The organism is Thiomonas sp. DCM-2 (assembly GCF_056820905.1).
The window spans coordinates 3,039,680-3,063,529 of record NZ_CM165962.1; the positions used below are offsets into that span (position 1 = coordinate 3,039,680).

21 protein-coding genes are annotated in these 23,850 nt (G+C 65.2%); 5 read left to right on the forward strand and 16 right to left on the reverse strand.

All coding sequences use genetic code 11. From position 1 onward, the window contains the following. Nucleotides 1-40: 40 nt before the first annotated feature. The 4 genes from AC1ZQA_RS14805 to AC1ZQA_RS14820 are packed head-to-tail and all read left to right on the forward strand — an operon-like array spanning nucleotide 41 to nucleotide 3,199. Nucleotides 41-1,039: a KpsF/GutQ family sugar-phosphate isomerase gene (locus AC1ZQA_RS14805; protein WP_482677604.1), complete on the forward strand. Its 999-nt coding sequence runs from the start codon at nucleotides 41-43 to the stop codon at nucleotides 1,037-1,039. 18 nt (nucleotides 1,040-1,057) lie between these two features. Continuing rightward, entirely contained in the window at nucleotides 1,058-1,714 is a 657-nt protein-coding gene (locus tag AC1ZQA_RS14810) for a KdsC family phosphatase (RefSeq protein WP_482677605.1), read from the forward strand. A gap of 13 nt (nucleotides 1,715-1,727) precedes the next feature. Next, nucleotides 1,728-2,348, forward strand: a complete 621-nt coding sequence (gene lptC, locus AC1ZQA_RS14815) for an LPS export ABC transporter periplasmic protein LptC (RefSeq protein WP_482677606.1) — start codon at nucleotides 1,728-1,730, stop codon at nucleotides 2,346-2,348. Next, nucleotides 2,345-3,199, forward strand: a complete 855-nt coding sequence (locus AC1ZQA_RS14820) for an SDR family oxidoreductase (RefSeq protein ID WP_482677607.1) — start codon at nucleotides 2,345-2,347, stop codon at nucleotides 3,197-3,199. The genes lptC and AC1ZQA_RS14820 overlap by 4 nt, the downstream gene beginning before the upstream one ends. Nucleotides 3,200-3,211: 12 nt before the next feature. Here AC1ZQA_RS14820 and gabT read toward each other — a convergent pair whose 3' ends face one another. The 10 genes from gabT to AC1ZQA_RS14870 form a co-directional block, all read right to left on the reverse strand. Beyond that, a complete protein-coding gene (gene gabT, locus AC1ZQA_RS14825; RefSeq protein WP_482677608.1) occupies nucleotides 3,212-4,504 on the reverse strand; it encodes a 4-aminobutyrate--2-oxoglutarate transaminase in 1,293 nt (430 codons plus the stop codon). A 119-nt stretch (nucleotides 4,505-4,623) separates the two neighbouring features. After that, entirely contained in the window at nucleotides 4,624-6,138 is a 1,515-nt protein-coding gene (locus AC1ZQA_RS14830; RefSeq protein ID WP_482677609.1) for an aldehyde dehydrogenase, read from the reverse strand. Between the two features lie 67 nt (nucleotides 6,139-6,205). Beyond that, complete coding sequence (locus AC1ZQA_RS14835) at nucleotides 6,206-7,696, reverse strand: DUF3138 family protein (RefSeq protein ID WP_482677610.1); 1,491 nt, start codon at nucleotides 7,694-7,696, stop codon at nucleotides 6,206-6,208. Nucleotides 7,697-7,771: 75 nt separating this feature from the next. Beyond that, nucleotides 7,772-8,662 (reverse strand): ABC transporter permease, encoded by an 891-nt coding sequence (locus AC1ZQA_RS14840; protein WP_482677611.1) that lies wholly within the window; start codon nucleotides 8,660-8,662, stop codon nucleotides 7,772-7,774. Further along, nucleotides 8,659-9,588 (reverse strand): ABC transporter permease subunit, encoded by a 930-nt coding sequence (locus AC1ZQA_RS14845; protein WP_482677612.1) that lies wholly within the window; start codon nucleotides 9,586-9,588, stop codon nucleotides 8,659-8,661. The genes AC1ZQA_RS14840 and AC1ZQA_RS14845 overlap by 4 nt, the downstream gene beginning before the upstream one ends. Nucleotides 9,589-9,623: 35 nt before the next feature. After that, the gene (locus AC1ZQA_RS14850; protein WP_482677613.1) at nucleotides 9,624-10,724 is read right to left on the reverse strand and encodes an ABC transporter ATP-binding protein; all 1,101 of its coding nucleotides are present in this window, start codon (nucleotides 10,722-10,724) and stop codon (nucleotides 9,624-9,626) included. Nucleotides 10,725-10,829: 105 nt separating this feature from the next. Next, nucleotides 10,830-11,963 carry an extracellular solute-binding protein gene (locus tag AC1ZQA_RS14855; protein ID WP_482677614.1) on the reverse strand — a complete coding sequence of 378 codons (1,134 nt, stop codon included), beginning with the start codon at nucleotides 11,961-11,963 and terminating at the stop codon, nucleotides 10,830-10,832. Between the two features lie 108 nt (nucleotides 11,964-12,071). After that, nucleotides 12,072-13,472: an aspartate aminotransferase family protein gene (locus tag AC1ZQA_RS14860; protein ID WP_482677615.1), complete on the reverse strand. Its 1,401-nt coding sequence runs from the start codon at nucleotides 13,470-13,472 to the stop codon at nucleotides 12,072-12,074. A gap of 46 nt (nucleotides 13,473-13,518) precedes the next feature. Further along, nucleotides 13,519-14,898 carry a glutamine synthetase family protein gene (locus tag AC1ZQA_RS14865; RefSeq protein WP_482677616.1) on the reverse strand — a complete coding sequence of 460 codons (1,380 nt, stop codon included), beginning with the start codon at nucleotides 14,896-14,898 and terminating at the stop codon, nucleotides 13,519-13,521. An 81-nt stretch (nucleotides 14,899-14,979) separates the two neighbouring features. After that, entirely contained in the window at nucleotides 14,980-15,780 is an 801-nt protein-coding gene (locus AC1ZQA_RS14870; protein ID WP_482677617.1) for a gamma-glutamyl-gamma-aminobutyrate hydrolase family protein, read from the reverse strand. A gap of 296 nt (nucleotides 15,781-16,076) precedes the next feature. Here AC1ZQA_RS14870 and pdxR point away from each other — a divergent pair, with 296 nt between their 5' ends. Beyond that, nucleotides 16,077-17,597, forward strand: a complete 1,521-nt coding sequence (pdxR, locus tag AC1ZQA_RS14875; RefSeq protein WP_482677618.1) for a MocR-like pyridoxine biosynthesis transcription factor PdxR — start codon at nucleotides 16,077-16,079, stop codon at nucleotides 17,595-17,597. A gap of 8 nt (nucleotides 17,598-17,605) precedes the next feature. Here pdxR and AC1ZQA_RS14880 read toward each other — a convergent pair whose 3' ends face one another. The 6 genes from AC1ZQA_RS14880 to AC1ZQA_RS14905 all read right to left on the reverse strand — a co-directional run bounded on the left by AC1ZQA_RS14880 (nucleotide 17,606) and on the right by AC1ZQA_RS14905 (nucleotide 23,842). Then, nucleotides 17,606-18,316 (reverse strand): ABC transporter ATP-binding protein, encoded by a 711-nt coding sequence (locus AC1ZQA_RS14880; protein ID WP_482677619.1) that lies wholly within the window; start codon nucleotides 18,314-18,316, stop codon nucleotides 17,606-17,608. A 19-nt stretch (nucleotides 18,317-18,335) separates the two neighbouring features. Next, nucleotides 18,336-19,085 (reverse strand): ABC transporter ATP-binding protein, encoded by a 750-nt coding sequence (locus tag AC1ZQA_RS14885; protein WP_482677620.1) that lies wholly within the window; start codon nucleotides 19,083-19,085, stop codon nucleotides 18,336-18,338. Then, nucleotides 19,082-20,035, reverse strand: coding sequence for a branched-chain amino acid ABC transporter permease (locus tag AC1ZQA_RS14890; RefSeq protein WP_482677621.1), 954 nt, complete (start codon nucleotides 20,033-20,035; stop codon nucleotides 19,082-19,084). The genes AC1ZQA_RS14885 and AC1ZQA_RS14890 overlap by 4 nt, the downstream gene beginning before the upstream one ends. A 38-nt stretch (nucleotides 20,036-20,073) precedes the next feature. After that, a complete protein-coding gene (locus AC1ZQA_RS14895; RefSeq protein ID WP_482677622.1) occupies nucleotides 20,074-20,943 on the reverse strand; it encodes a branched-chain amino acid ABC transporter permease in 870 nt (289 codons plus the stop codon). Nucleotides 20,944-21,021: 78 nt separating this feature from the next. Next, nucleotides 21,022-22,284: an ABC transporter substrate-binding protein gene (locus AC1ZQA_RS14900; protein WP_482677623.1), complete on the reverse strand. Its 1,263-nt coding sequence runs from the start codon at nucleotides 22,282-22,284 to the stop codon at nucleotides 21,022-21,024. 244 nt (nucleotides 22,285-22,528) lie between these two features. Continuing rightward, nucleotides 22,529-23,842 carry an NAD(P)/FAD-dependent oxidoreductase gene (locus tag AC1ZQA_RS14905; protein ID WP_482679342.1) on the reverse strand — a complete coding sequence of 438 codons (1,314 nt, stop codon included), beginning with the start codon at nucleotides 23,840-23,842 and terminating at the stop codon, nucleotides 22,529-22,531. Nucleotides 23,843-23,850 lie beyond the last annotated feature (8 nt).

Here is a 23,850-nt window from a genome sequence, read left to right on the forward strand (position 1 = left end):
GCGGCGCACGCGCAGCTGCGGCGGTTTTTATACTGCCGCAATGCACATTCCATTCTCGTCTGACCGGGCCACGCAGCTTGCGCGCGACACCCTCGACATCGAAGCCCGCGCCCTGCTGGCGTTGCGCGAGCGATTGCTTGCACCGCCACTCGCCGCAGCGTTTGCGCAGGCGGTGCAATGCATGCTGCAAAGCACCGGGCGCGTCGTGGTGTCGGGCATGGGCAAATCGGGCCATGTCGGGCGCAAGATCGCTGCCACCCTGGCCTCCACCGGCACCCCGGCGTATTTTGTGCATCCCGCCGAAGCCAGCCACGGCGACCTCGGCATGGTGACCAAAAACGATGTGTTCCTCGCCCTGTCCAACTCTGGCGAGACCGAGGAGCTCACTCGCATCGTGCCGCAGGTCAAGCGCCTGGGGGCCACGCTCATCAGCATGACCGGCCGTACCGACTCCACGCTGGCGCGGCACGCCGACATCCTGCTGGACTGCGCGGTGGAACAAGAAGCCTGCCCGCTCAACCTCGCGCCCACGGCCAGCACCACGGCGCAGCTCGCGCTGGGCGACGCGCTGGCGGTGGCGCTGCTCGATGCCCGCGGCTTCGGCCCGGAAGACTTCGCCCGCACCCATCCCGGCGGCAGCCTGGGGCGCAAGCTGCTCACCCATGTGCGCGACGTGATGCGCAGCGGCGAAGCCGTGCCCAGGGTGCCGGGCGACGCGCCGTTCACCGCGGCGCTGATGGAAATCACCCGCAAGGGCCTGGGCATGACTGCGGTGGTCGATGCACAGAGCGTGCTGCAGGGCATCATCACCGACGGCGACCTGCGCCGCCTGATCGAAAAGGGCGCCAATCTCAACACCCTGCAGGCACAGCAGGCCATGCATCCGCAGCCGCGCACCATCGGCCCGGACGCGCTGGCGGTCGAAGCGGTGCAACTCATGGAGCAATTCCGCATCAATCAACTGCTGGTCGTCGATCCGCAGGGCAGGCCCGTTGGTGCGCTCAACACCCACGATCTGTTTGCCGCCAAGGTCATCTGACACAGGAACTCTGCCGCCATGGACGCCACGCCCCGCCTCGCCTTCGACCCCGCGCTGGTGCTCGCTGCGCTCGACGTGCGCCTGCTGCTGCTCGACGTGGACGGCGTGCTCACTCCTGGTGACCTGCTCTACGGCGCGCAGGGGGAGGAACTCAAGCGCTTTTCCACCCTCGACGGCCACGGCCTGAAGCTGCTGATGAGCGCGGGGGTCGAACCCGTCATCGTCTCCGGCCGCGACAGCCCCGCGCTGCGCGCGCGCATCGCCGAGCTGGGTCTGCAGCACAGCATCCTGGGCAGCGGCGCCAAGCTGCCTGCAGCGCAAGCCCTGCTCGACCGCCTGCAACTGCGCTGGACGCAGGTGGCCGTCATCGGCGACGACTGGCCCGATCTGGCGCTGATCCATCGCGCTGCGTTCAGCGCCGCGCCGCCGAGCAGCCATGCCGAGGTCCTCGCCCGGGTACGCCATGTCACCCGTGCCCCCGCCGGCCTGGGCGCGGTGCGGGAGGTCTGCGATCTGCTGCTGACCGCACGCGGCGCCTACGCCGCCCTGCTGCAGGACGCGCTCGACGGCAAGCCGCATACCCCGCCCAGGAATGGCGCATCGGCGTCCCCGCCGTCGAACCCGGTCAGTGGCACCCTGGCCGAGCCCGGCGCGGTCAAACCCAGCACCCGTTGAGACGCACCCGGCCATGCGACTGAATCTGCGTCAATTCTGGCTCCGGCTGAGCGCCTGGACGCCTGTGCTGCTGCTGGCCATCGCCGCCGCATTCAGCTGGTGGGTGGCGCAGGTGGTCATGCAGGCCGAGCAGCACCCCAGGCTCAGTCCGGCGCAATCCACGTTGCCCGACTATCTGCTGCACGACTTTTCCGCCGCGACCTACAACGCCCAAGGCCAGCTCAGCGCCGTGCTGCGCGGCGCGCAGATGGCGCATCTGCCCGCCACCGACACCTTCGTCATCACCGCGCCCCAGCTGCGCGCGGTCAACCCGCAAGGCCTGGTCACCACGGCCACCGCGCTGCGCGGCCTGTCCAACAAGGACGGCAGCAATGTGCAACTGCTGGGCAACGCCGTGGTGGAGCGCAGCGGTACGGCAAACCAGCCGCCCGTGATCGTGCGCAGCGACTTTCTCAACATCTTCCCCAATCAGCAGATCGTGCAGTCCAACCGTCCCACCGTGGTGCAGCAGGGGCAGACACAGTTTTCCGGCAACAGCCTCGACTTCAACGGCATTGACGGCACCGCGACCTTGCAGGGCCGGGTGAAAGCGGTCATTGTTCCCGCCAGCCCCACACCCGCAGGCAAGCCATGACAGACGCAGCCAGCGCGCCCACCGTGCTGATCACCGGTGCCTCCAGCGGCATTGGCGCTGCGCTGGCTGCGGCCTATGCCGCGCGCGGCTGGCGGCTGGTGCTGATCGCCCGCCGCGCCGAGCTGCTGCAGCAGGTCGCGCGCGATTGCGCCCTGGCACCGGACGACACCGCCCGGCTGCGGCTGATCGCGCTCGACGTGCGCGACACCGATCGCCTGCGCACCGAGGCCGACACCCTGCTGCGTGAATGGGGTTGCCCGCAGGTGGTCATTGCCAACGCCGGCATCAGCCACGGCGTCGATCTGTCGCAGGCCGACGACCTCGATGTGGCCCTCGACATCATGGACATCAACTGGGCGGCCGCGCTGGCCACCCTGGCCCCGTTCATTGCGCCGATGCGTGCGCGCGGCAGCGGCGCGCTGGTGGGGATTGCCAGCGTGGCCGGGGTGCGCGGCCTGCCCTGTCATGCGGCTTACTGCGCCAGCAAGGCCGCGCTGATCCGCTCGCTCGAGAGCCTGCGGGTGGAACTGCGTCCCAGCGGCGTGAAGGTGGTCACCATCAGCCCCGGCTATATCGAGACCCCGATGACCGCAAGCAACCGCTTTCGCATGCCCTTTCTCATCACCCCGGCGGTCTTTGCCGACCGTGCGCTGCGTGCGATCGACTCGGGCCGCGCCTACGCCACCATTCCCTGGCAGATGGCGGTGCTGAGCAAGTTTCTGCACGTCGTGCCGCGCGCCGTGTTCGACCGCTACGCCGGACGCTACGGCCGCAAGCCGCGCAAAGAGGACTGCGAGCCGTGCAAGCCCATGACGCGGCGCAACCGCATCCGTCGCGGCGGGCCTCGCTGAACAACGCCGCGCTCAGGCCGCGGCCGCTTGCCGCAGCGCGGCTTCCAGGATGTCCAGACCCTCGGCGAACAGCGCATCGGCGATGGTCAGCGGGAACAAAAAGCGGATCACGTTGTAATCCACGCCGCAGGTCAGCAGGATGAGATGGCGCTTGAGCGCCTCGGCCTGCACGGCCTTGGTGAACGCCGCGTCAGGCTGGCCCGTGGCCGGGTCGTTGAACTGCACCGCGACCATCGCGCCCAGGCCGCGCACATCGCTGATCTGCGGCACCTGCGCGCGCAGTGCAGTGAGCCGCGCCTTGAGCGCGTCGCCCAGCTTCTGGCCGCGTGCCGGGAGCTGCTCATCGTGCATCACGTCGATCACGGCAAGCGCCGCGGCCACGGCCATGGGGTTGCCGGCGTAGGTGCCGCCCAGCCCGCCGGGCGCAGGCGCATCCATGATCTCGGCGCGACCGGTCACGGCCGACAGCGGCAGTCCCGCGGCCAGCGATTTGGCGATGGTCATCAGGTCGGGCAGCGCGCCGGTCTGTTCGAAAAAATGCTCCATCGCGAACATCCGCCCGGTGCGGCCAAAGCCGGTCTGCACCTCGTCGGCGATGAGCACGATGCCATGCTGGTCGCACAGCGCGCGCAGCCACTTCACCGCCTCGGCCTGAATCACGTTGAACCCGCCCTCGCCCTGGATCGGCTCGAAGATGATCGCGGCCACGCGCGACGGCTCGATGTCGGCCTTGAACAACCGGTCCACGGCCTTCCTGGTTTCGTCGAGGCTGGCGCAGTGGCAGGGGAACGGGGCGTGGTAGATCTCGGGTGGGAAGGGGCCGAACCCCGCCTTGTACGGCTGCACCTTGCCGGTGAGCGACACGGCAAACAGGCTGCGGCCGTGAAACGCGCCGCCGAAGGCGATCACCCCCGGACGCCCGGTGTAGGCGCGGGCAATCTTGATGGCGTTTTCCACCGCCTCGGCGCCGGTGGAGAACAGCGCGGTCTTCTTGGCGTGGCTGCCCGGGGTCAGCGCGTTGAGCTTTTCGGCCAGGCTGACATAGCTCTCGTAGGGCACGACCTGATAGCAGGTGTGGGTGAAGCGCTGCAACTGCGCCTGCAGCGCGGCGACGATCTTGGGATGGCGGTGGCCGACGTTCATCACCGCAATGCCACCGGCAAAGTCGATGTAGCGCTGGCCTTGCACATCCCAGAGTTCGGCGCCCTCGGCGCGGTCGGCATAGAAGCTGGCCATCACGCCCACGCCCCGCGGGGTGGCGGCAGCGCGGCGGGCTTGCAGTTGTTCGTTGAGTGCGTGGTTCATGGTGAGTCTCCGTGGGGTTCACAATCTCCCCATCCCAATCCTCCCCACGCGTGGGCAGGGAGCAGAACCTTGCTCCACCACCACACCGTGGGGGAGGTTGGAAGGGGGATAGCGTGGGGTCAGTTCGCGCCGTCGATGCGCATCCAGGTGGTCTTGAGTTCGGTGTATTTGTCGAAGGCATGCAGCGACTTGTCGCGGCCGTTGCCCGACTGCTTCACGCCGCCAAAAGGCACGGTGATGTCGTCCTCGTCGTACTGGTTGACATGCACCGTGCCCGCCTGCAGCGCGCGCGAGACGCGCACCGCGCGGTCGATGTTGCGCGACCACACCCCGGCGTGCAGGCCATAGGCGCTGTCGTTGGCAATGGCCACAGCCTCGGCCTCGGTCTTGAAGCGGATGACCGACAGCACGGGGCCGAAGATTTCTTCCTGCGCGATTTTCATGCTGTTGCGCACGCCGTCGAACACCGTGGGCGCGACATACTGCCCGCCGGTCTCCTGCAGCGCGCGGCAGCCCCCGGTCACGCAGCGCGCGCCCTCGTCCACCCCGGCCTGGATGTAGCCGAGCACGGTCTGCGTCTGGGTTTCGTCCACCAGCGCGCCGAGCACGGTGCTGGCGTCCAGCGGGTCGGCGGGGTGGTATTGCGGCGTGAGCGCAGCGAGTTTTTCCACGAAGGCATCGGCGATGCTGTCCTGCACCAGCAGACGCGACGGCGCGTTGCAGCTCTCGCCCTGGTTGTAGAACATGCTGCCAATCGCCGTGGCGGCTGCGCGATCGAGGTCGTCGAAGTCGGCGAACACGATATTGGCCGACTTGCCGCCGAGCTCGTTGTACACGCGCTTCAAGTTGCTGCGGCTGGCATATTCGAGCATGCGCCGCCCGGTGCGGGTGGAGCCGGTGAAGCCGATCGCATCCACATCCATGTGCAGCGCCAAGGCCTCGCCCGCCTCATGTCCATAGCCCGGCACGACGTTGAACACGCCCTCGGGCAGCCCGGCCTCCAGCGCCAGCTCGGCCAGGCGCAGCGCGGTCAGCGGCGACTTTTCCGACGGCTTGAGCACCACGCTGTTGCCTGCGGCCAGCGCCGGGCCGAGCTTCCACGCGGCCATCAGCATCGGGTAGTTCCACGGCACGATGGCGCCGACCACGCCGATGGGCTGACGGGTGATCAGCGCCAGCGCACTGTCACCGGTCGGGGCGATTTCGTCGTAGATCTTGTCCACCGCTTCGCCGAACCATTGCAGGCAGCGCGCCGCAGCCGGCACGTCGGTGGACAGGCTGTTCTTGATGGGCTTGCCCATGTCCAGGGTTTCGAGCAGGGCCAGCTCGTCGCGCGCGGCGCGCACTTGTTCGGCAAATGCCACCATCACCTTCTTGCGCGCGGCCGGCGGCTGCCCGGCCCAGCGGCGGTCGGCAAACGCGGCGCGAGCGCTGGCGACCGCACGATCGATGTCGGACGCCTTGCCACGCGCCACGCGGGCGATCACCTTGCCGTCGATCGGAGAAATGCAATCGAACAGGCTGCCATCTGTCGCGTTCCAGCGCCGACCGTCGATGACCATGCGGCCGTCGATGCCGCGCTGGATCAGGTCTGCGGCGTGTTGATGCCAGATGCGGTTGAAGTTTTCAGTCATGCGAATCTCCGTGAGAAAAAAAGGCCGGTCTGCGCCGGCCTGCGTGTCGATCTGGAACGGCAGAAGGTCAGAAGCTCACGACCACCGAAGCGGCGAGAAGATTGTTGCTCTTCTTGTAGCTGCCATCCGACACGTTGTAGAAAGTGGCGAGATTGGCGCGGTCGTAGCGGTATTCCATCTTCAGCGTGGTCGATTCGGTCAGCAGGTAGTTCCAGCCAAGCGAGAGGGCGAAGCGATTGGCGCCCTTGTTGGGATCGGTGATGCTCCAGGCGCCAGCCACCGGGTCATAGACATAGCCGGGGCCGAAACCGTTGATGCCGTTGAATGTCGCCCCGGGTCCGCCGGAGGTCGGGTTCATGTAACCGCCGGGCAGACCGCCGCCGTTGCTGCTGTTGTTGAGGTAATCGACCCGTGCGAAGCCGAGCAAGCGCGGGGTGAAGTTATAGGTCAGCATGCCCGAGGCGCCCCACCACTTGGCCTTGCCGCCGTTGTAGGCCGCGCCCGTCTGCTGGCCGTAGCCGATCTGGCCGTAATAGCCCCAGTCGCCCTGGGTCATGTAGCCGTCGACCTCGAACATCTGCGCAGTGGAGGTGCCAGTGGCTGCGATAGGGACAGTCATCATCAAACTTGGATTTGTCGGGTCTTGTGCGCTGACCAACAGGCCAGACCCAGGATTGTTCGGATCAAGCACCACATTGGAGTTCGGCAGCTTGCCCACCATGCCCCAGAAGCCGATGTCGGCGTTGTCGTAGCCGGGCACGCTGTAGTCGGCGCGGAACACCAGCGCCGGCGCCCGCCCGCCATTGCCGCCGTAGTAATAGCGCGGCGAGTTCATGTTCGCCAGCATGGCCTTCCATTCCCAGTTGCCCACGGTCTGGTCGAGGCCAACACCGGTATAGGCGGTGAGTTCGGTGAAGTCGAACAGCAGGTTGTGGGTGATGGCCTTGGTCTGATTGTCCCAGGTCGATTCATAGCCCTCCCAATCCGGGATCTGCCCGGCGATCAGCTTGGTGCCGCTGCCCATCGGAATCGCCACCGACGCTTCGTGCACGATGGAGTTGCCGTTCATGTTCACTCCGGCGCCCCGGTCGGGCGCCAGGGTCAGGTTCCACTGCACCCCGCCTGCGGTTTCTTTCTGGAACTGGATATAGGCGCCACCGAAGTAGGAGTTGTCGTAGTTGTAGAGCGAGTAGGCACTGGGATCGCCGTTGGATCGGTTCAGGAACACGAACGAACTGGCCTGCTGATCCTGGTTGTACACATAGGCCGGCGCGATCATGCCGCTGATCTTCAGGCCCTTGAAACCCGACGACTCCGTTTGCTCCTTGATGCCCGACACCTGCACGTCGGCGTGGTTGGCCACTTTCGAAGCCTCGTCTGTGGCTTTCTGGTTCTCGGTGATCTGGGCCTGCTGTTCCTTGACCTGCGCCTCGAGTTGCTGCACCTTGGCCTTGAGCGCCTGCAGCTCGTTCAGGATGTCGGCATTGGTGTCGGCGTGCGCCAGCGGGGCCAGCCCCAGGCTGGCCGCCAGCACGGTGAGTTTGAACTTGTTCATCATGATGATCCTCCAGGTTTTCATTGGTGTTGACAGGGTGCTGCACTTGCTCGGAAAAACCGCATCGATGGCGACGGTTCATCGCCCCTCGGCCGTCAACAAGCCGACGCCGAATTCCTTGGTTGGCTGCTGCTCGCCGTCCAGCCGCAGGGCTTGCGCAGCCTGTTTCGCACGCAGACGCTCGCGCCGCGCCATCAGCAGGCTGCTCACCGCCACGGCGATGATGACCAGATAGACCGTGATCGCGCCCACGACGTTGATGGTCGGGCTCAGGCCCAGCCGGGCCCGAGAGAAAATCACCACCGGCAGGGTGGTGCTGCCCGGCCCTGAGAGGAAGGCAGAGATCACCACCTCGTCGAGCGACAGCGAGAAGGCCAGCAGCCAGGCGGACACCAGCGCCTGCGAAATGGACGGCAGGGTGACCAGCATGAACACCTGGAAAGGCCGTGCGCCCAGATCCATCGCCGCCTCTTCGATGGAACGATCCATTTCCTTCAGCCGCGACTGGATGACCACCGCAGCGTAGGAAATGGCCATGACGGTGTGGCCGATGAAAATGGTGAAAAAGCCCTTCTGCGGAAATCCCATGGCCTTCTGCACGGTCACGAAGAACAGCAGCAGCGCCAGCGCAATGACCACGGTGGGCATGACCAGCGGGATGTTGATCATGAAGTTGAGCAGGCTCTTGCCGACAAAGTGCCGGTAGCGCACCAGCGCGAAGGCCGCCAGCGTGCCCAGCAGCACCGACGTGGTGGCCGTGGCCAGTGCCACCTTGAGCGACAGGATCAGGCCGCTGATGACCTCCTGGTCATGCACCACGGCGCCGTACCACTTGAAGGTCCAGCCGCCCCAGATGGTGACCATGCGCGAATCGTTGAACGAATACACCACCAGCACCACGATGGGCAGGTAGAGGAACAGATAGACCAGGATCATCCAGGTCAGCGGCAGCACCGCATTCTTTTTCATCGCGTGCCCTCCAGGCTCTTGGTCTGGTACCGGTTGAACACCGCGATGGGCAGCAAAATCAGCACGATCATCACGATGGCCACCGCCGAGGCGCGCTGCCAGTCGAGGTTGAGGAAGAACTCGTTCCACATCACCCGGCCGATGTTCAGCGTCGACGGGCCGGAGAGCAGTTCGGGGATGACGTATTCCCCCACCGCCGGAATGAACACCAGCAGGCTGCCGGCGATGATGCCCGACTTGGACAACGGCACGGTGACCAGCCAGAAGGTCTTGAATGGCGTGGAGCCCAGATCGGCCGCAGCCTCGACCAGGCGGTGATCCATTTTCACCAGGGTGGCATAGAGCGGCAGGATCATGAAGGGGATGTAGCCGTACACCATGCCCACCATGAACGAGAACTCGGTGAACATCATGCGCAGCGGGCTGTGGATGATGCCGACCCACAGCAGAAACTGGTTGACCAGGCCGTTGACGTCGAGCAGGTTCTTCCAGGCGTAGATGCGGATGAGAAACGAGGTCCAGAACGGCAGCATCACCAGCATCAGCAACGCCGGACGCACCGTGGGCCTGGCGCGGGCGATGAAGTAGGAGAACGGATAGCCGATCACCAGACACAGCACCGTGGTCAGCAGCGCGTACCACAGCGACGACAGATAGGTGATGATGTAGAGGCTGTCGCGCAGCAGCGCCAGATACGCCGAGAAGCGGATGTTGACTTGCAGCGCATCGTTCACATAGGTGACGAGCGGATTGAAGCCAATGCCCAGCGCGTCGGTTTCCGACACGCTGATCTTGAGCAGAATGAAGAACGGCGCCAGCAGAAAGGCCAGCAGCCAGATCTGCGGAATGCCGATGACCACCTTGCGGCCCCAGTTGATGGGCTTGCGCACTGGACGTGGGGAGGGGGTGTCGATGCTGCTGGGCATGATGCGCTCGGGATGGGTTTGGGTCTCGATCGGCCTCAATCGACGATGACGACCGGTGCGTTCGGCGCCCAATGCGCGGTCACGGCCGCGCCGACATCGAACGGGTCTGCATGGCGGTCGGCGTTCGACACCGTGACGCGGATGCGCCGCTGGCTGGGCAACTGCAACTCGTAGGCGGTATAGCTGCCCATGTACGAGCGCCCGGACACCGTCCCCTGCAGGGCGTTGTAGGGATGGCTTTGATGGCCTTCGGTCAGGGTCATCTTTTCAGGCCGCAGCGCAACACCCAGCTCCATGTTCAGCGTGCCGCTGATGCCGTGGCCGATATGGAACAGCGCGTCGGCGGTCTGCACCTCGCAGTGGTCCGGCTCGTCGGTGACCAGCGTGCCGTCGAACAGGTTGACGTTGCCGATGAAATCGGCGATGAACCGGGTTTGCGGGTGTTCGTAGATTTCGATGGGCGTGCCCAGTTGCAGAAACTCGCCGTCCTTCATCACCGCGATGCGGTCGGCCATGGTCATGGCCTCTTCCTGATCGTGGGTGACCATCACGCAGGTCACGCCCACCTTGCGCAGGATGTTGACCAGCTCGAGCTGGGTGCGCTCGCGCAGCTTCTTGTCGAGTGCGGCGAGCGGCTCGTCGAGCAACAGCAGCTTGGGCCGCTTGGCCAGGCTGCGCGCCAGCGCCACGCGCTGCTGCTGACCGCCGGAGAGCTGATGGGGCTTGCGCTTGCCGTAAGGCTTGAGCTGCACCAGGTCGAGCATCTGCGCGACGCGTGCGGCAATGTCGGCCTTGGGCATGCCGTCGCGCTTCAGTCCGAAGGCGATGTTGTCGAACACGGTGAGGTGCGGGAACAGCGCGTACGACTGGAACATCATGTTGATCGGGCGCTCGTAGGGTGGCAGGTCGGTAATGTCTTCGCCTTCCAGAAAGATGCGGCCGGAGGTGGGCGTCTCGAAGCCGCCCAGCATGCGCAGCAGCGTGGACTTGCCACAGCCGCTCGATCCGAGCAGGGCAAAGATTTCGCCCTGCTGGATGTCGAGATGAATGTCATTGACCGCGACGACTTCATCGAAGCGGCGGGTGATCCCGTCAATTCGCAGGAAGGGTTTTGCACTCGGGGAAGGGGGCGTCACAGCGCAGGCTCCATCATCGGTCAGGCAGGGTCTTCAGTGAGGTCGACAGGAAGGGTTGCCACGCTCCGCCCGGCGAGGGCACGGGGCATGGCAACCAGGCTCACATCACAGGCCGGTCTTGAACTTGGTGTACAGGCGGGTCACCAGACGGCGCTGTTCCGGGGTGTAGACCTTGGGCGGAATCAGCTTGGCGACCATGTCGGGCTTGAGGAACACGAAGTCGTTGTCCTTGACCTTGGCATCGACAAACGGCAGCGAGGACGGCACCGGGTTGGCGTAGGTCACCGTGTTGGTGTCGGCCGCGGCCACCTTGGGCTCGAGCACGTAGTTCATCCACTTGTAGGCGTTGTCGATGTTCTTGGCGTCAGCCGGAATGGCCATGGTGTCGATGAAGATCACGGCGCCATGCGTGGGCGGGAACACTTCGATGTCCTGCTTGTTCTTGGCGGCCTTGGCGCGCGCTGCGGCAATGCCCATGTCACCCGACCAGCCCAGCGACATGCAGATGGAGCCACCGGCCAGGTCGTTGATGTAGCCGGAGGACGAGAAGATGCTCACATCCTTGCGCACCTTTTGCACCATCGCCCAGGCTTTTTCGAAATCTGCCGGGCTCTGGGTGTTCTGCGGAATGCCCAGGTAGTTGAACGCGGCCTCCATGATGTCGCCACCCGAGTCGAGCATGGAAATGCCGCAGGACTTGATCTTGTCGGCATAGGTCGGGTTGAACACCAGATCCCAGGGATTGGCCGGCATGGGTGTGGAGCCCAGCGCCTTTTTGACCTGGGCAACGTTGATGCCGACCGTGGTGTAGCCCCACATCCAGGGAATGAGGTATTTGTTGCCCGGATCGACCGCAGCGAGCTGCTTCATCAGGCCCGGATCGAGGTTCTTGTAGTTGGGGATCTTGGCCTTGTCGAGCGGGTGCAGCAGACCGCCCTTGATGTCGATGGCCGCCCAGTTGGACGAGGGCACGACGATGTCGTAACCAGTGTCACCCGCCACCATCTTGGCGAACAGGGTTTCGTTGGAATCGAAGGTGTCGTAGCGCACCTTGATGCCGGTGTCCTTCTCGAAATCCGGCACCGTGGTCGGGGCGATGTAGTCCGACCAGTTGTAGATGTTGAGCACTTCGGCGGCGCGCGCCGGGGCAGTGGCGCCAAAGGTCAGCGCCGCAGCGCCGGCCAGACAGGCCGCCAGCAGCTTGCGGCGGACTGACTTGGTTTGAAGTTTGTGTGACATGAAGAACCTCTCAAGTGTGTGTGAAGCCGTTTGAAAAACACCAGGTGCAGCGGGTAAGGCTTTGCAATTCCCGTACCAGTCGGTCCGGTTGGTGACGAGAATGGCGATTTATACCAAGCCCCTGGCACGCAGACCAGACAGCGTGTCATCCAGGCTACGGCGGATGCGACGGATCATCTCGTCGATCTCGGCATGCGTCATCACCAGCGGGGGGGCGATGATCATGCGCTCCTCCACCGCGCGCATCACCACGCCGTTCCTGAAGCAATGGTCGCGGCAGAGATAGCCCACACCCAGATCGGCGTCGAACAGAGTGCGGCTGGCCTTGTCCTTGTAGAGCACCAGCCCGGCCACCATGCCCAGGCTGTCCACATCGCCCACCAGCGGGTGGTCGGCCAGGGTGGCGAACTGCTGCTGCAGATACGGCCCGGTATCGGTCGCCACGCGCTCGACCACGCCCTCGTCGCGCAGCGCGCTGACATTGGCAATCGCCACGGCGCAGCAGGTGGGATGGCCGGAGTAGGTGAAGCCGTGGTTGAAGTCGCCGCCCTGCTCGATCAGCACCTTGGCCACGCGGTCGCCCACCAGCACACCGCCCAGCGGCAGGTAGCCCGAGGTCACGCCCTTGGCGAAGGTGATGAGATCGGGCCGGGAATTGATGTGCGGATGCTGGCAGCCGAACCAGTGCCCCAGGCGACCAAAGCCGCAGATCACCTCGTCGGACACCAGCAGGATGCCGTACTTGTCGCAGATGCGCTGGATTTCGGGCCAGTAGCTCGCCGGGGGAATGATGACCCCGCCCGCGCCCTGCACCGGCTCGCCGATGAAAGCCGCCACCTTGTCGGCGCCCAGTTCCAGAATCTTGGCCTCCAGCCAGCTGGCGGCGCGCAGGCCGAAGTCGTGCGCGCTTTCGCCCGGCTTGCCGTGCTGCAGCTGGTAGGGCTGGTCGATGTGGGTGATGCCCGGCAGCGGCAGATCGCCCTGCTCGTGCATGCCGCTCATGCCGCCCAGCGACGCGCCGCCCAGGGTGCTGCCGTGGTAGGCGTTGTGGCGGCTGATGAGGGTCTTGCGCTGCGGCTGGCCCATCAGGTCCCAGTAGCGCCGCACCAGACGGATGATGGTGTCGTTGCCTTCCGAGCCGGAGTTGGTGAAGAACACATGATTGAAGCCGGGCGGCGCCACCTGCGGCAGCAGCGCGGCAAGCTCCGCAGCAGGCGCCGTGGTGGTCTTGAAAAAGGCGTTGTAGAACGGCAGGGTCTGCATCTGGCGGGTGGCGGCGTCCACCAGATCCTGCCGCCCGTAGCCGAGGTTGACGCACCACAAGCCGGACATGCCGTCGATGATCTCGTTGCCGTCCGAGTCCCAGATGCGCACGCCTTCGCCGCGCACGATCACGCGGCTGCCCGCAGCGTTCAGGCTCTTGGTGTCGGTGAAGGGATGCAGGTGATGCGCCGCGTCCTTGGCGCGCAGCGCGGCGGTGTCGAAAGCGGGAAGATCATTGGGCTTCATGCGAATCTCCGTATCGGGGGGTCTGTTGTGTGTGCGAAGCGGTGCATCAGACGTGCAGCAGCAGGTGCTCGCGCTCCCAGGGGCTGATGACCTTCATGAACTCGGCGTACTCGCTCATCTTCACCGCCTTGTAGATGCCGCAGAAACGCTTGCCCAGAATGGCTTCGAGCTCGGGCACGTCGTCGAGCAGGCGCACCGACTCCGACAGGCTTTGCGGCAGCGGAATGGCGTTGGGCGCCGCATAGGCATTGGTCTTCATCTCGGGCAGCGGGCTGATCTTGTTGACCATGCCCAGATACCCGCAGGCCAGGCTGGCCGCCAGCGCGACATAGGGATTGGCATCCGCGCCGATGACGCGGTTTTCCATGCGGCGGTTTTCCGCGCTGGAGAAGGGCACCCGGATGCCCACGGTGCGGTTGTCCGCACCCCACTCCACATTGGTCGGCGCGGCGGTATTGCTCACCAGACGGCGGTAGGAATTGACGTAGGGCGCAAACAGCGACATGACATGCGGGATGTATTTCTGCAGGCCACCGATGTAGTGCAGGAACAGCTCGGACGCGCTGCCGTCGGCGTTGCTGAAAATGTTCTGCCCGGTCTTGCGGTCGACGATGCTCTGGTGCACATGCATGGCGCTGCCCGGCTCGCCCGCCATGGGCTTGGCCATGAAGGTGGCGAACATGTTGTGGCGCAGCGCCGCTTCGCGCAGGGTGCGCTTGAAGAAGAACACCTTGTCGGCCAGGTCGAGCGGATCGCCGTGCAGGAAGTTGATTTCCATCTGTCCGGCGCCCACTTCGTGAATCAGCGTGTCCACATCGAGGTCCATCGCTTCGCAGTAGTCGTAGATGTCCTCGAACAGCGGATCGAACTCGTTGACCGCGTCGATGCTGTAGTGCTGGCGCGAGGTTTCGGCGCGACCCGAGCGGCCGATGGGCGGGCGCAGCGGCTGGTCGGGGTCGGTGTTCTTGTCCACCAGATAGAACTCCAGCTCGGGCGCCACCACCGGCGCCCAGCCCTTGTCGGCATAGAGCCTGATCATGTTCTTCAGCACGGTGCGCGGGGCGTAATCCACGGGCTGGCCATCCTTGAAATAGCAGTCGTGGATGACCTGCGCGGTGGGGTCGGTGGCCCAGGGCACGACCCGCGCAGTGCTCGGATCGGGCACCAGGTTCATGTCGCGATCGGTGTCGGCAATCAGGGTTTCGAGGTTGCTGTCTTCGGGCCAGTTGCCGGTGACGGTCAGGCCGATGATGCTCTCCGGCAGACGCATGCCGCGGTCTTCGGTGAACTTGCTGCGTGGCAGGATCTTGCCCCGTGCCACTCCGGTCAGGTCGGGCACGAGGCATTCGATTTCGGTGATGCGCTGGGCGTTGAGCCAGCCTTCAAGATCGTTGAAGGTCCATTGCTTGCGGTTGTCGCTACTCATGATGTGATTCCAGTTTGCGTTTCAAGGGTGACTCCATCCACCGCCTGCACTTTGAACGCCAGAGGCGCAGGCGCGGTTTGCTCAGGCAGCGTGCGCCAGCGTGCCGTCGCGCGGGCGCGCGGCGAACTGCCGACAGGCGTTGCCAAAAGCGGCATAGATCGCGCGCGACACGGGGTTTTGCGCGGCCTGCCATTCGGGATGCCACTGCACGGCCAGCAAAAAGCCAACATCGGTGCGGTGAGCGGGTTGATAGGTATAGGCCTCGATCAGGCCGTCGGGCGCATGCGCCTGGGCCAGCAGATCGGGGGCGAGGGTCTGAATGCCCTGTCCGTGCAGGCTGTTGACCTCCCACGCGTCGGTGCCGACGATGGTCGCGAGCGCACCGCCGGGCACCGCGTGCACGCGGTGTGCCGGGCCATACTGCCCGGCCACGTCCAGCGCATCGTCCTCGCGGTGATCAAAGTGGCCCGCGGTGTTGTGCACCTCCTGCAGCAGCGTGCCGCCCAGCGCGACATTGATTTCCTGAAAGCCGCGGCAGATGCCGAGCACTGGAATGCCGCGCGCCACGGCGGCACGGATCAGCGGCAGCGTGGTGGCATCGCGCGCGGGGTCTGCCGGAGAGTCGGGGTTGCTCAGCGCCTGCCCATAATGGTGCGGCTCGATGTTCGATGGCGAACCGGTGAACACCAGGCCGTCCACGGCATCCAGTACCGCCTCCAGCGGCAGGCTCGCGCCCATGGACGGCAGCAGCCAGGGCATCACTCCGGACAGCGGCAGCAAGGGATCGACATATTTTTGCGTGACGGCATAGGTGGCATGCCCGCCGATCAGCTTCAGATCGGTGGTGACGGCAACGCGCGGCAATGCGGCGGAAGGGGACATGGTGAACACGGGATCAAAAGCCATTGGATGGCAAGGCATGCACAGAAGCCTGTTCACTGCCTTGGTGCATTGCAGCACGCAGCGCATGCCCTGCAGACGCACCATTCGACGCTCCTTTTTGGTGCGATGCAAGATGCCGATGCACCAGCTTGAGCTGGCCTCGAAAACAAAAAACACTAGGGTTTTCCATGACTTAGCCTGATTCGATAGCCTCAATTTACCTGCCGACTGGTACTCTCGGAAGTGCCACTCCCTGCTTTTGTCATGGAGCCAGTTTCTGCCCGCTGCGCCCACTCATGCGACCGCTTGCCCTGTCCGAACTCCTTCTGACCGAACTCCAGCGTGATGGAAGTGACGCCGCCATGGCCCCGCCGCTCAACCGGCGGCTGTATCTGTCATTGCGCGGCGCCGTCCTGTCTGGCCGCATCACGGCGGGCCTGCAACTGCCCTCCACCCGCGATCTGGCGCGCGACCTGAACCTGTCGCGCAACACGGTGATGTCGGCCATCAACCAGCTCACCGCCGAAGGCTACCTCACCGCACGCCAGGGCAGCGGCACATTCGTCTCGGACACCCTGCCGGAGCTCGGGCCGCTGAGCCCGGCGGTGCGCGGGCGCAAGCCGGCGCCGGTCGGCCGCGCGGCCAGTGAATCGCCGCGCGAGCTGTCGCAGCGCGGCAATCTGCTCACGGCGCAATCGGGCTCGGCCGACTTCGAGGTGCAGCCCTTCGCGCCGGGCGAAATCGAGTTTGCCGAGTTTCCCATCCAGCTCTGGCAAAAGCTGCAGGCCAAGTATTGGCGCAGCCTCGACCGCGACCTGCTTGATTACGGGCAGGAAGGCGGCTACATGCCGCTGCGCGCGGCGATCGCGCAATATCTGAGCCTGTCCCGCTCGGTCCGGGTCACGCCCGAGCAGGTGCTCATCACCTCGGGCACGCAGCAGTCGCTCGATCTGGCCGCACGCCTGCTCACCGATCATGGCGATGAAGCCTGGGTGGAAAACCCCTGCTACTGGGGTGCCCGCCGCGCATTGCAGGCCGCCGGGCTGAGGCTCAAGCCCATCGATGTGGACGTTGAGGGCATCGCGCCGTCCGCGACCGACTGGCAGCAGGGAAGGCCGCGGCTGATCTATGTCACGCCCTCGCATCAATATCCGCTCGGCCATGTGATGAGTCTGCAGCGCCGCCGCGCGCTGCTGCAGTTTGCCGCGCAGCAGCGCTGCTGGATTTTCGAGGACGACTACGACAGCGAATTCCGCTTCGGCGGCCGCCCCTTCGCCAGCCTGCAGGGGCTCGACGAGCATGCGCAGGTGCTGTACTCGGGCACGTTTTCCAAGGTGATGTACCCCGGCATCCGCCTGGGCTATCTGGTGGTGCCCACCGACCTGCTGCCCGCGTTCAACACGGGGCTGTACGACCTGTACCGCCCGGGCCAGCTCATGCTGCAGGCGGCACTGACCGACTTCATCACCGAGGGCCATCTCAACACCCTGATCCGCCGCCTGCGCGTGGCCTACCAGGCGCGGCGCGACGAACTGGCGCGGCGCATCCAGCGTTGTCTGGGAGATCGGGTGCAGATCTCGGGGCAGGAGTCTGGCTTGCACCTGTGCTTGCTGTTCAACACACCGGATGTGGACGATGAAGCCATCGCCCGCACTGCCGATGCGCAGGGCATGACGGTGCGGCCGCTGTCACGGTACTACCTGAGTGAACCCCGGCAGCGCGGGTTGATTCTGGGCTACGCCTACGTGCCCACCGAGCGCGTGCCGCCGTGGGCGCAGAAACTGTGCCAGCTCATCCGCAGCCAGCTGCCGGATTGACCGATCGCTCAGGCCGCGTGCGCCACGCCGGCAAGGTGCTCCATGCGGGCCTTGTCATCGCGCAGGGTGGCCGCATCGCCCGAAAACACCATTTCGCCCTCGGACAACACATAGGCGCGGTCGGCCAGTTGCAACGCGAGGAATGCGTTCTGCTCGACCAGCAGCACGGAAATGCCCTCCTCCTTCATGCGGCCCACCGTGCGCATGACCTCCTGCACGATCACCGGCGCCAGACCCTGCGACGGCTCATCCAGGATGAGCAGCCTGGGGTTGAGCAGCAGCGCGCGCGCAATGGCCAGCATCTCCTGCTCGCCGCCGGAAAGCCGCCCGCCCTTGCTGGTGCGACGTTCAAACAGGCGGGGAAACAGCTTGTACACCGCGTCGATGTTCCAGCGCCCCGGGGTTTCATGCACCACCAGCAGGTTTTCATGCACCGTGAGGTGGCCAAAAATCTTGCGGCCTTCGGGCACATAGCCCACCCCCAAAGAGGCGATGCGGTGGGGCGACGCGCCGGTCATGTCCTTGCCGAAAAACTTGATGCGGCCCTGGCGCGGCGGCGTCAGCCCCATGACCGAGCGCATGGTCGTGGTCTTGCCCGCGCCGTTGCGGCCCAGCAGGGCCACGAGTTCGCCTTCGCCCACGGTCATCGACACGCCCTTGAGAATGTGACTCTTGTCGTAATAGGTGTGAATGGCGTCGAGTTCGAGAACGGCGGTCATGGCTGGTGTGTCCTGTGCATCAGGCGGCCTGCCCGAGATAGGCGGCCTGCACCCTGGGGTTGCTGGAAATATCGTCGGCAGTGCCTTCGGCCAGCAGGCTGCCGTTGTCCAGCACGGTGATGCGATCAGCGATGCCGAACACAATCTCCATATCGTGCTCGACGAACAGGGTGGTGATGCCCCGGTTCTTGTTGAGGTCGCGGATCAGCGCGGTCATGTGGTGCGTTTCCTCATCCCCCATGCCCGCGGTCGGCTCGTCGAGCAGCAGCAGCTTGGGACTGCGCGACAGCGCAATGCCGACCTCGACCACCCGCTGGTCGCCGTGCGACAACTCACCGGTCACGCGGCCCGCCTTGCCACTGATTTTCACCAGATGCATCAGTTCCTCGACCTGGTCGTCGATGCGCTTGCGCAGCGCGCGGCTCATCCACGGGCGCAGGTTCACGCCCTGCGCGACTTCGACTGCGATGCGCAGGTTTTCATACACCGTCAGCGACCGGAAGATTTCGGTGATCTGGAAGGTGCGGATGATGCCGCGCTTGACCAGTTCTCCGGGATTGACGGTGTGGATCGGCTGGCCGTCGAACACGATCTGGCCGTCGCTGGGCGGAAAGAAGCCACTGATCAGATTGAACAGCGTGGTCTTGCCCGCGCCATTGGGGCCGATGACCGCGCGCAGCTCGCCGGGTTTCACGTCCATGGAAATATCGGTCAGCGCCTTGAGCGCGCCAAAGCGGCGCGACACGTTGTGCAGCTTGAGCAGGCTCATTTCGATGCCCTCTTGCGCTGCAGAAAGCCCATGATGCCCAGCGGGAAGAACAGCACCGAGAGCACGAAGATCAGGCCGATGACCGACATCCAGTTGTCGGTGACGGAGCTGGCGTAGTCGCGCACCAGCACAAAAATCGCCGCGCCCACCAGCGGCCCCCAGAAGTTGCGCATCCCGCCCAGTACCGCAATCACCACCAGATCGCCCGAGAAGGTGTAGTTCAGCGTGTTGGGTGAGGTGAAGTTGTCCAGCAGCGCGTTGAGGCCACCTGCCAGAGCGACGATGAAGCCCGACAGCGCAAACGAGATCGCCGCATAGCGCTGCACCGGCACCCCGAGGAAGGTCAGGCGCTTCTGGTTCTCGCGGATCGCGACAAACGTGTGGCCCAGCGGCGAGTTCAGCACGATCCACAGCACCAGCGCGCCAAGCGCGAAGCAGGCGACCACCAGGTAATAGAAACCCAGCGAGCCCATGGTCCAGTCGAACCCGGGCAGGTGCAGGGTGTGGCGTGAAAAGCCGGTGAGTCCGTCATAGCCTCCGGTCACTGCCTGCCAGCGAATGGCGATGAAATAGAACATCTGGCCGATGGCAATGGTGATCATCGCAAAGTAGATGCCGCGCCGCCGCACCGCGATGGGCGCGAGCACCGTGGCGACAAGTCCGCCCAGCAGGGTGCCACCCAGCAAGGCCAGCAGCACGTTGTGCGTCTGGTACTTGAGCATCAGCCCGACGCCGTATGCACCCAGACCGAAGTACGCGGCATGGCCGAACGACAGGCCGCCGGTGTAGCCCAGCAGCAGGTTCAGCCCCATGGCGGCCAGGCCGTAGATCAGCACGCGCGAGGCGATGTCGTTGTAGCCGCCGACAGAGTGCAGCCAGGCCGGAGCGCTGAGCAGCACCAGCGCCAAAATGCCGTTGCCAAGGTGCTGCTTGAATGAGGAGGTTTGCATGGCGGTCTTGGGTGTGGGGAGGGTCTGCGCAGGCGTGCTCATTCGAACAATCCCTCCTGTCCCATCAACCCGCGCGGCCGCACCACCAGCATCAGCCCCATGATGAGATAGATCACCGCCTCACTGGCCGCGGGAAAGTACGCCGTGGTGATGCCCGACGCCACGCCGATGAGCAGCCCGCCCAGCAGCGAACCGAGCAGCGAGCCCACGCCCCCCACCACGATGGCCACGAAGGCCGGCATCAGCAGCCCGTCGCCCATGGTCGGCTCCAGGCCAAGCTGGCCTGCGGCCAGAATGCCGGCCACGCCGGCGAACACGATGCCAATCACAAAGTTGGCGGTGCGCAGCAGATAGATGTTCACTCCAAGCGCCGAGACCGTTTCCAGGTCGGCATTGCCCGCGCGGATGCGGATGCCCAGACGCGTATAGCGCAGCACGCCGAACAGCACCGCCGTGCCCACCAGCGCCACCGCGACGACGAACAGCCGGTAGCCGGTGAGGAAGAAATAGGTCTGGCTCAGCGGATGACCGAGCGATTCAGGAATGGACAGCGGCACGCCATTGGCGCCCCAGATGGTGCGGATCATGTCCTGCATGATCAGCGCCAGACCGAAGGTCAGCAACAGCGAATACAGCGGATCGCGCTTGTACAGACGGCGGATGAGCAGCACTTCCACCACCAGACCCAGCACCCCGGCCAGCAGCGGCGCCACCGCCAGTGCGCCCCAGAAACCCAGGCTCGGCTCCAGGGTGTAGGCGAAGTAGGCCGCCAGCGCCATGAACGCGCCCTGGGCGAAATTGATGGTGTTGTTCAGGCCGAGAATGAGTGCAAGGCCCAGCGCCAGCAGCGCATAGAACGCGCCGGTGATCAGGCCGTTGAAGGTGTTGAAGATGAGGACGAGATTCAAGGCGATGCCTCCGCAGCAGCAGATGGACTGGCGGCGGACCCGCGCACGCGCGAGCCCGCCAAAACGCGCGGTGGCGCTTCAGGCGCGCGGCAGCACGCAGCCGGTTTCCGACGGCGGCAGCGCGATCTTCTCGCCCGGCACGATGGAACTGACCTCGAACAGATTGGGGTACTTGCCGGTCTGGTTCACATGGCCGGGGAACATGCCCAGCATGAGCTGGTGATCCTGCGGCCGGTAGAACACATTGCCCGGCTGCAGTGCAATCTCCGGTGGCAGCGCCAGCCCCTCCATCGCCTTGACCACCTTGGCGGTTTCGAGCGACTTGGCCTTTTCCACCGCGAGGCGGATGGCATGCGTGGTGGCAAAGCCGAACCACACCCGCGCCGTGGGGTACTCGCCCTTGTGCGCGGCGGTGTAGCGCTTGACGAAGTCGACCACATGCGGATTGTTCGGCTGGTTCCAGTACCACTCCATGGTCCACCAGCCATAGCGCGCAGCCTCCGGCAGGGCTTGCGCCTGCTCCAGCTCGAAGAGCGCGCCGCCCACGGCGATGTCCTTGTTGATGCCGAACTGCGCGATCTGCTTCATGCAGTTGACCTGGTCATTGCCGGCCAGCAGCAGGCACAGCACATCGGGCGACTTGGCCTTCACGTCGATCAGGTAGGACGAGAAATCGGTCGCCCCCACCGGCACCAGCGCGCCGCCCACCACGGTGCCGCCCGCCTTCTTGAGCTGGGTGGTGTAGTCGGCCTGTTCGGACTGGCCGAAGGCATAGTCGGTGGTCAGGAAGTACCACTTCTTGCCGAACTTCTTGTAGAGGGTCTCGAAGTCACCGGCGGTGAGCATCCAGGTGGTCGAGCAGGTGCGGAAGGTCGTGGTCTTGCACTCCTTGCCGGTCAGGCTGTCGACGTGGCCGCCGGTGCAGACGAACAGCTTGTCATGACGATTGGCGAATTGCGACACCGCCAGCGAGGCCGCGGAATTCACCGTGCCCATGAGGAAGTCCACCTTGTTCTGGCTCAGCAGCCGCGAGGCCTTGTCCACCGCGGTACCCGGGTTGCCTGCGCTGTCTTCCACGAAGATCTGCAACGGCCGCCCCATCACGCCACCGGCCTTGTTGATCTCGGCCTCGGCGAACTGCGCGCCCTTGATCTCGCTCTGGCCCAGTGCGGCGAAGGTGCTGGTGATCGGGTCGATCAGACCGATCTTCACCGGCGTTTCGCTTGCTCCCCAGCTTTGCACCTGCGTGCCCAGCAGCGCGGCCAGCCCCGCAGCGCCGCCCGCCTTGATCAGCGTGCGACGGTCCATCTGAACCTGCTCTCGCGTGTCATCCTTGTTCATGCCTGTCTCCTGTGGTGTCATTGAATTGACGTTTTTTGTGATGCAGGGCGACTATAGGCAGCAGGCATCAAAAGAGATAGAGGGCGACACCGGGGCATTTGCAACGCGATGTAATGATCGTGACAGCGCGTCAGATTCCCCCGCAAAACACCGCGCAAGGCTCAGGGTCTACCCGCAAGACTCACACCGGGGTTCAAGCTGTTTTGCACGCCCGTGCAGCAATGCAGGCAACACCGTGCAAGGGCTACAGCAGGTCGCGCAGCCGGTACCACAGCATGCCCAGCACCAGCGCCGGGGTGCGCAGCAAATCTCCGCCGGGAAAGGGCTTGTGCCGCAGGCGGGTGAACAGGTCGAAGCGCTCGGCCTGACCGGCAATGGTCTCGGCCGCCAGCAGCCCGGCCAGGCCGGTGAGTGCCAGACCGTGGCCGGAAAAGCCCTGCAGATACAGCACGTCGGGCGCGAGGCGGCCGAAGTCGGGCGCGCGATTCATGGTGATGTCGACAAAGCCGCCCCAGGCATGGGTGATTCTCACATCGCTGAGTTGCGGATAGACCGCCAGCATGCTGCGGCGCATGGTGGCGGCCAGGTCGCGCGGGGTCGCGGTGGAATAGCTCACCCGCCCGCCGAACAGCAGCCGGTCGTCGCCGGTGAGACGGTAGTAATCGAGCACGAACTGGGTGTCGCACACGCACGCGCGGTTGCGCACCAGCGAGCGGGCGCGCTGCGCGCCCAGCGGTTCGGTGGCGATGATGTAGGTGCCCACGGGCATGATGCGCCGTGCAAGACGCGGCACCACATCGCCCAGTTGCACATTGCCCGCGAGCAGCACATGGCTGGCACGCACGCTGCCCCGCGCGGTGCGCACCAGCGCCTTGCCGCCTCCGGCCTGCACAGCGGGCGCGACGCTGACAACGGGCGACTGCTCATGCAGCACGGCTCCCGCGTCCAGCGCGGCCCGGCCCAGACCCAGGGTGTAGTTGAGGGGGTGCAGGTGGCCACCCAGATCGTCGAGCACACCAGCGCAATAGCGCTTGCTGGCAATCAGGCTGCGGGTCTGTTCGGCATCGAAACTCTGCAGATGGGTGTAGCCGTATGCGCGCCGCATGTGCTCGGCCCAGGCATGCAGGGCGCGCGCCTTTTTGGGCGTGACGGCCACGCTCATCGCGCCGGGCGTCCAGTCGCAGTCGATGGCGTATTGCGTGATGCGGCTGCGCAGCAGGCGAATGGCGTCGAGCGACATCTCCCAGGCGAAATGCGCACTCTTTGCGCCGAGCTGGCGCTCGAACGGTTCCATCTCGCTGGCATAGCCTGCCAGCGCCTGACCGCCATTGCGCCCCGAGGCGCCCCAGCCGATGTGACGGCCTTCGAGCAGCACCACCTGCATGCCACGCTTGCGCAGCTCGATGGCAGCCGACAGGCCCGCCAGCCCACCGCCGACGATGCAGACATCGGTGTGCACCTCGCCCTGCAGCGCCGCATGGCGGGGCGCAGCGTGGGCGGTGTCGATGTAGAACGAGTTCTCGATCAGGCGTTGCGCCTGTTCCTCCAGCCGCATCATGCGCGGTG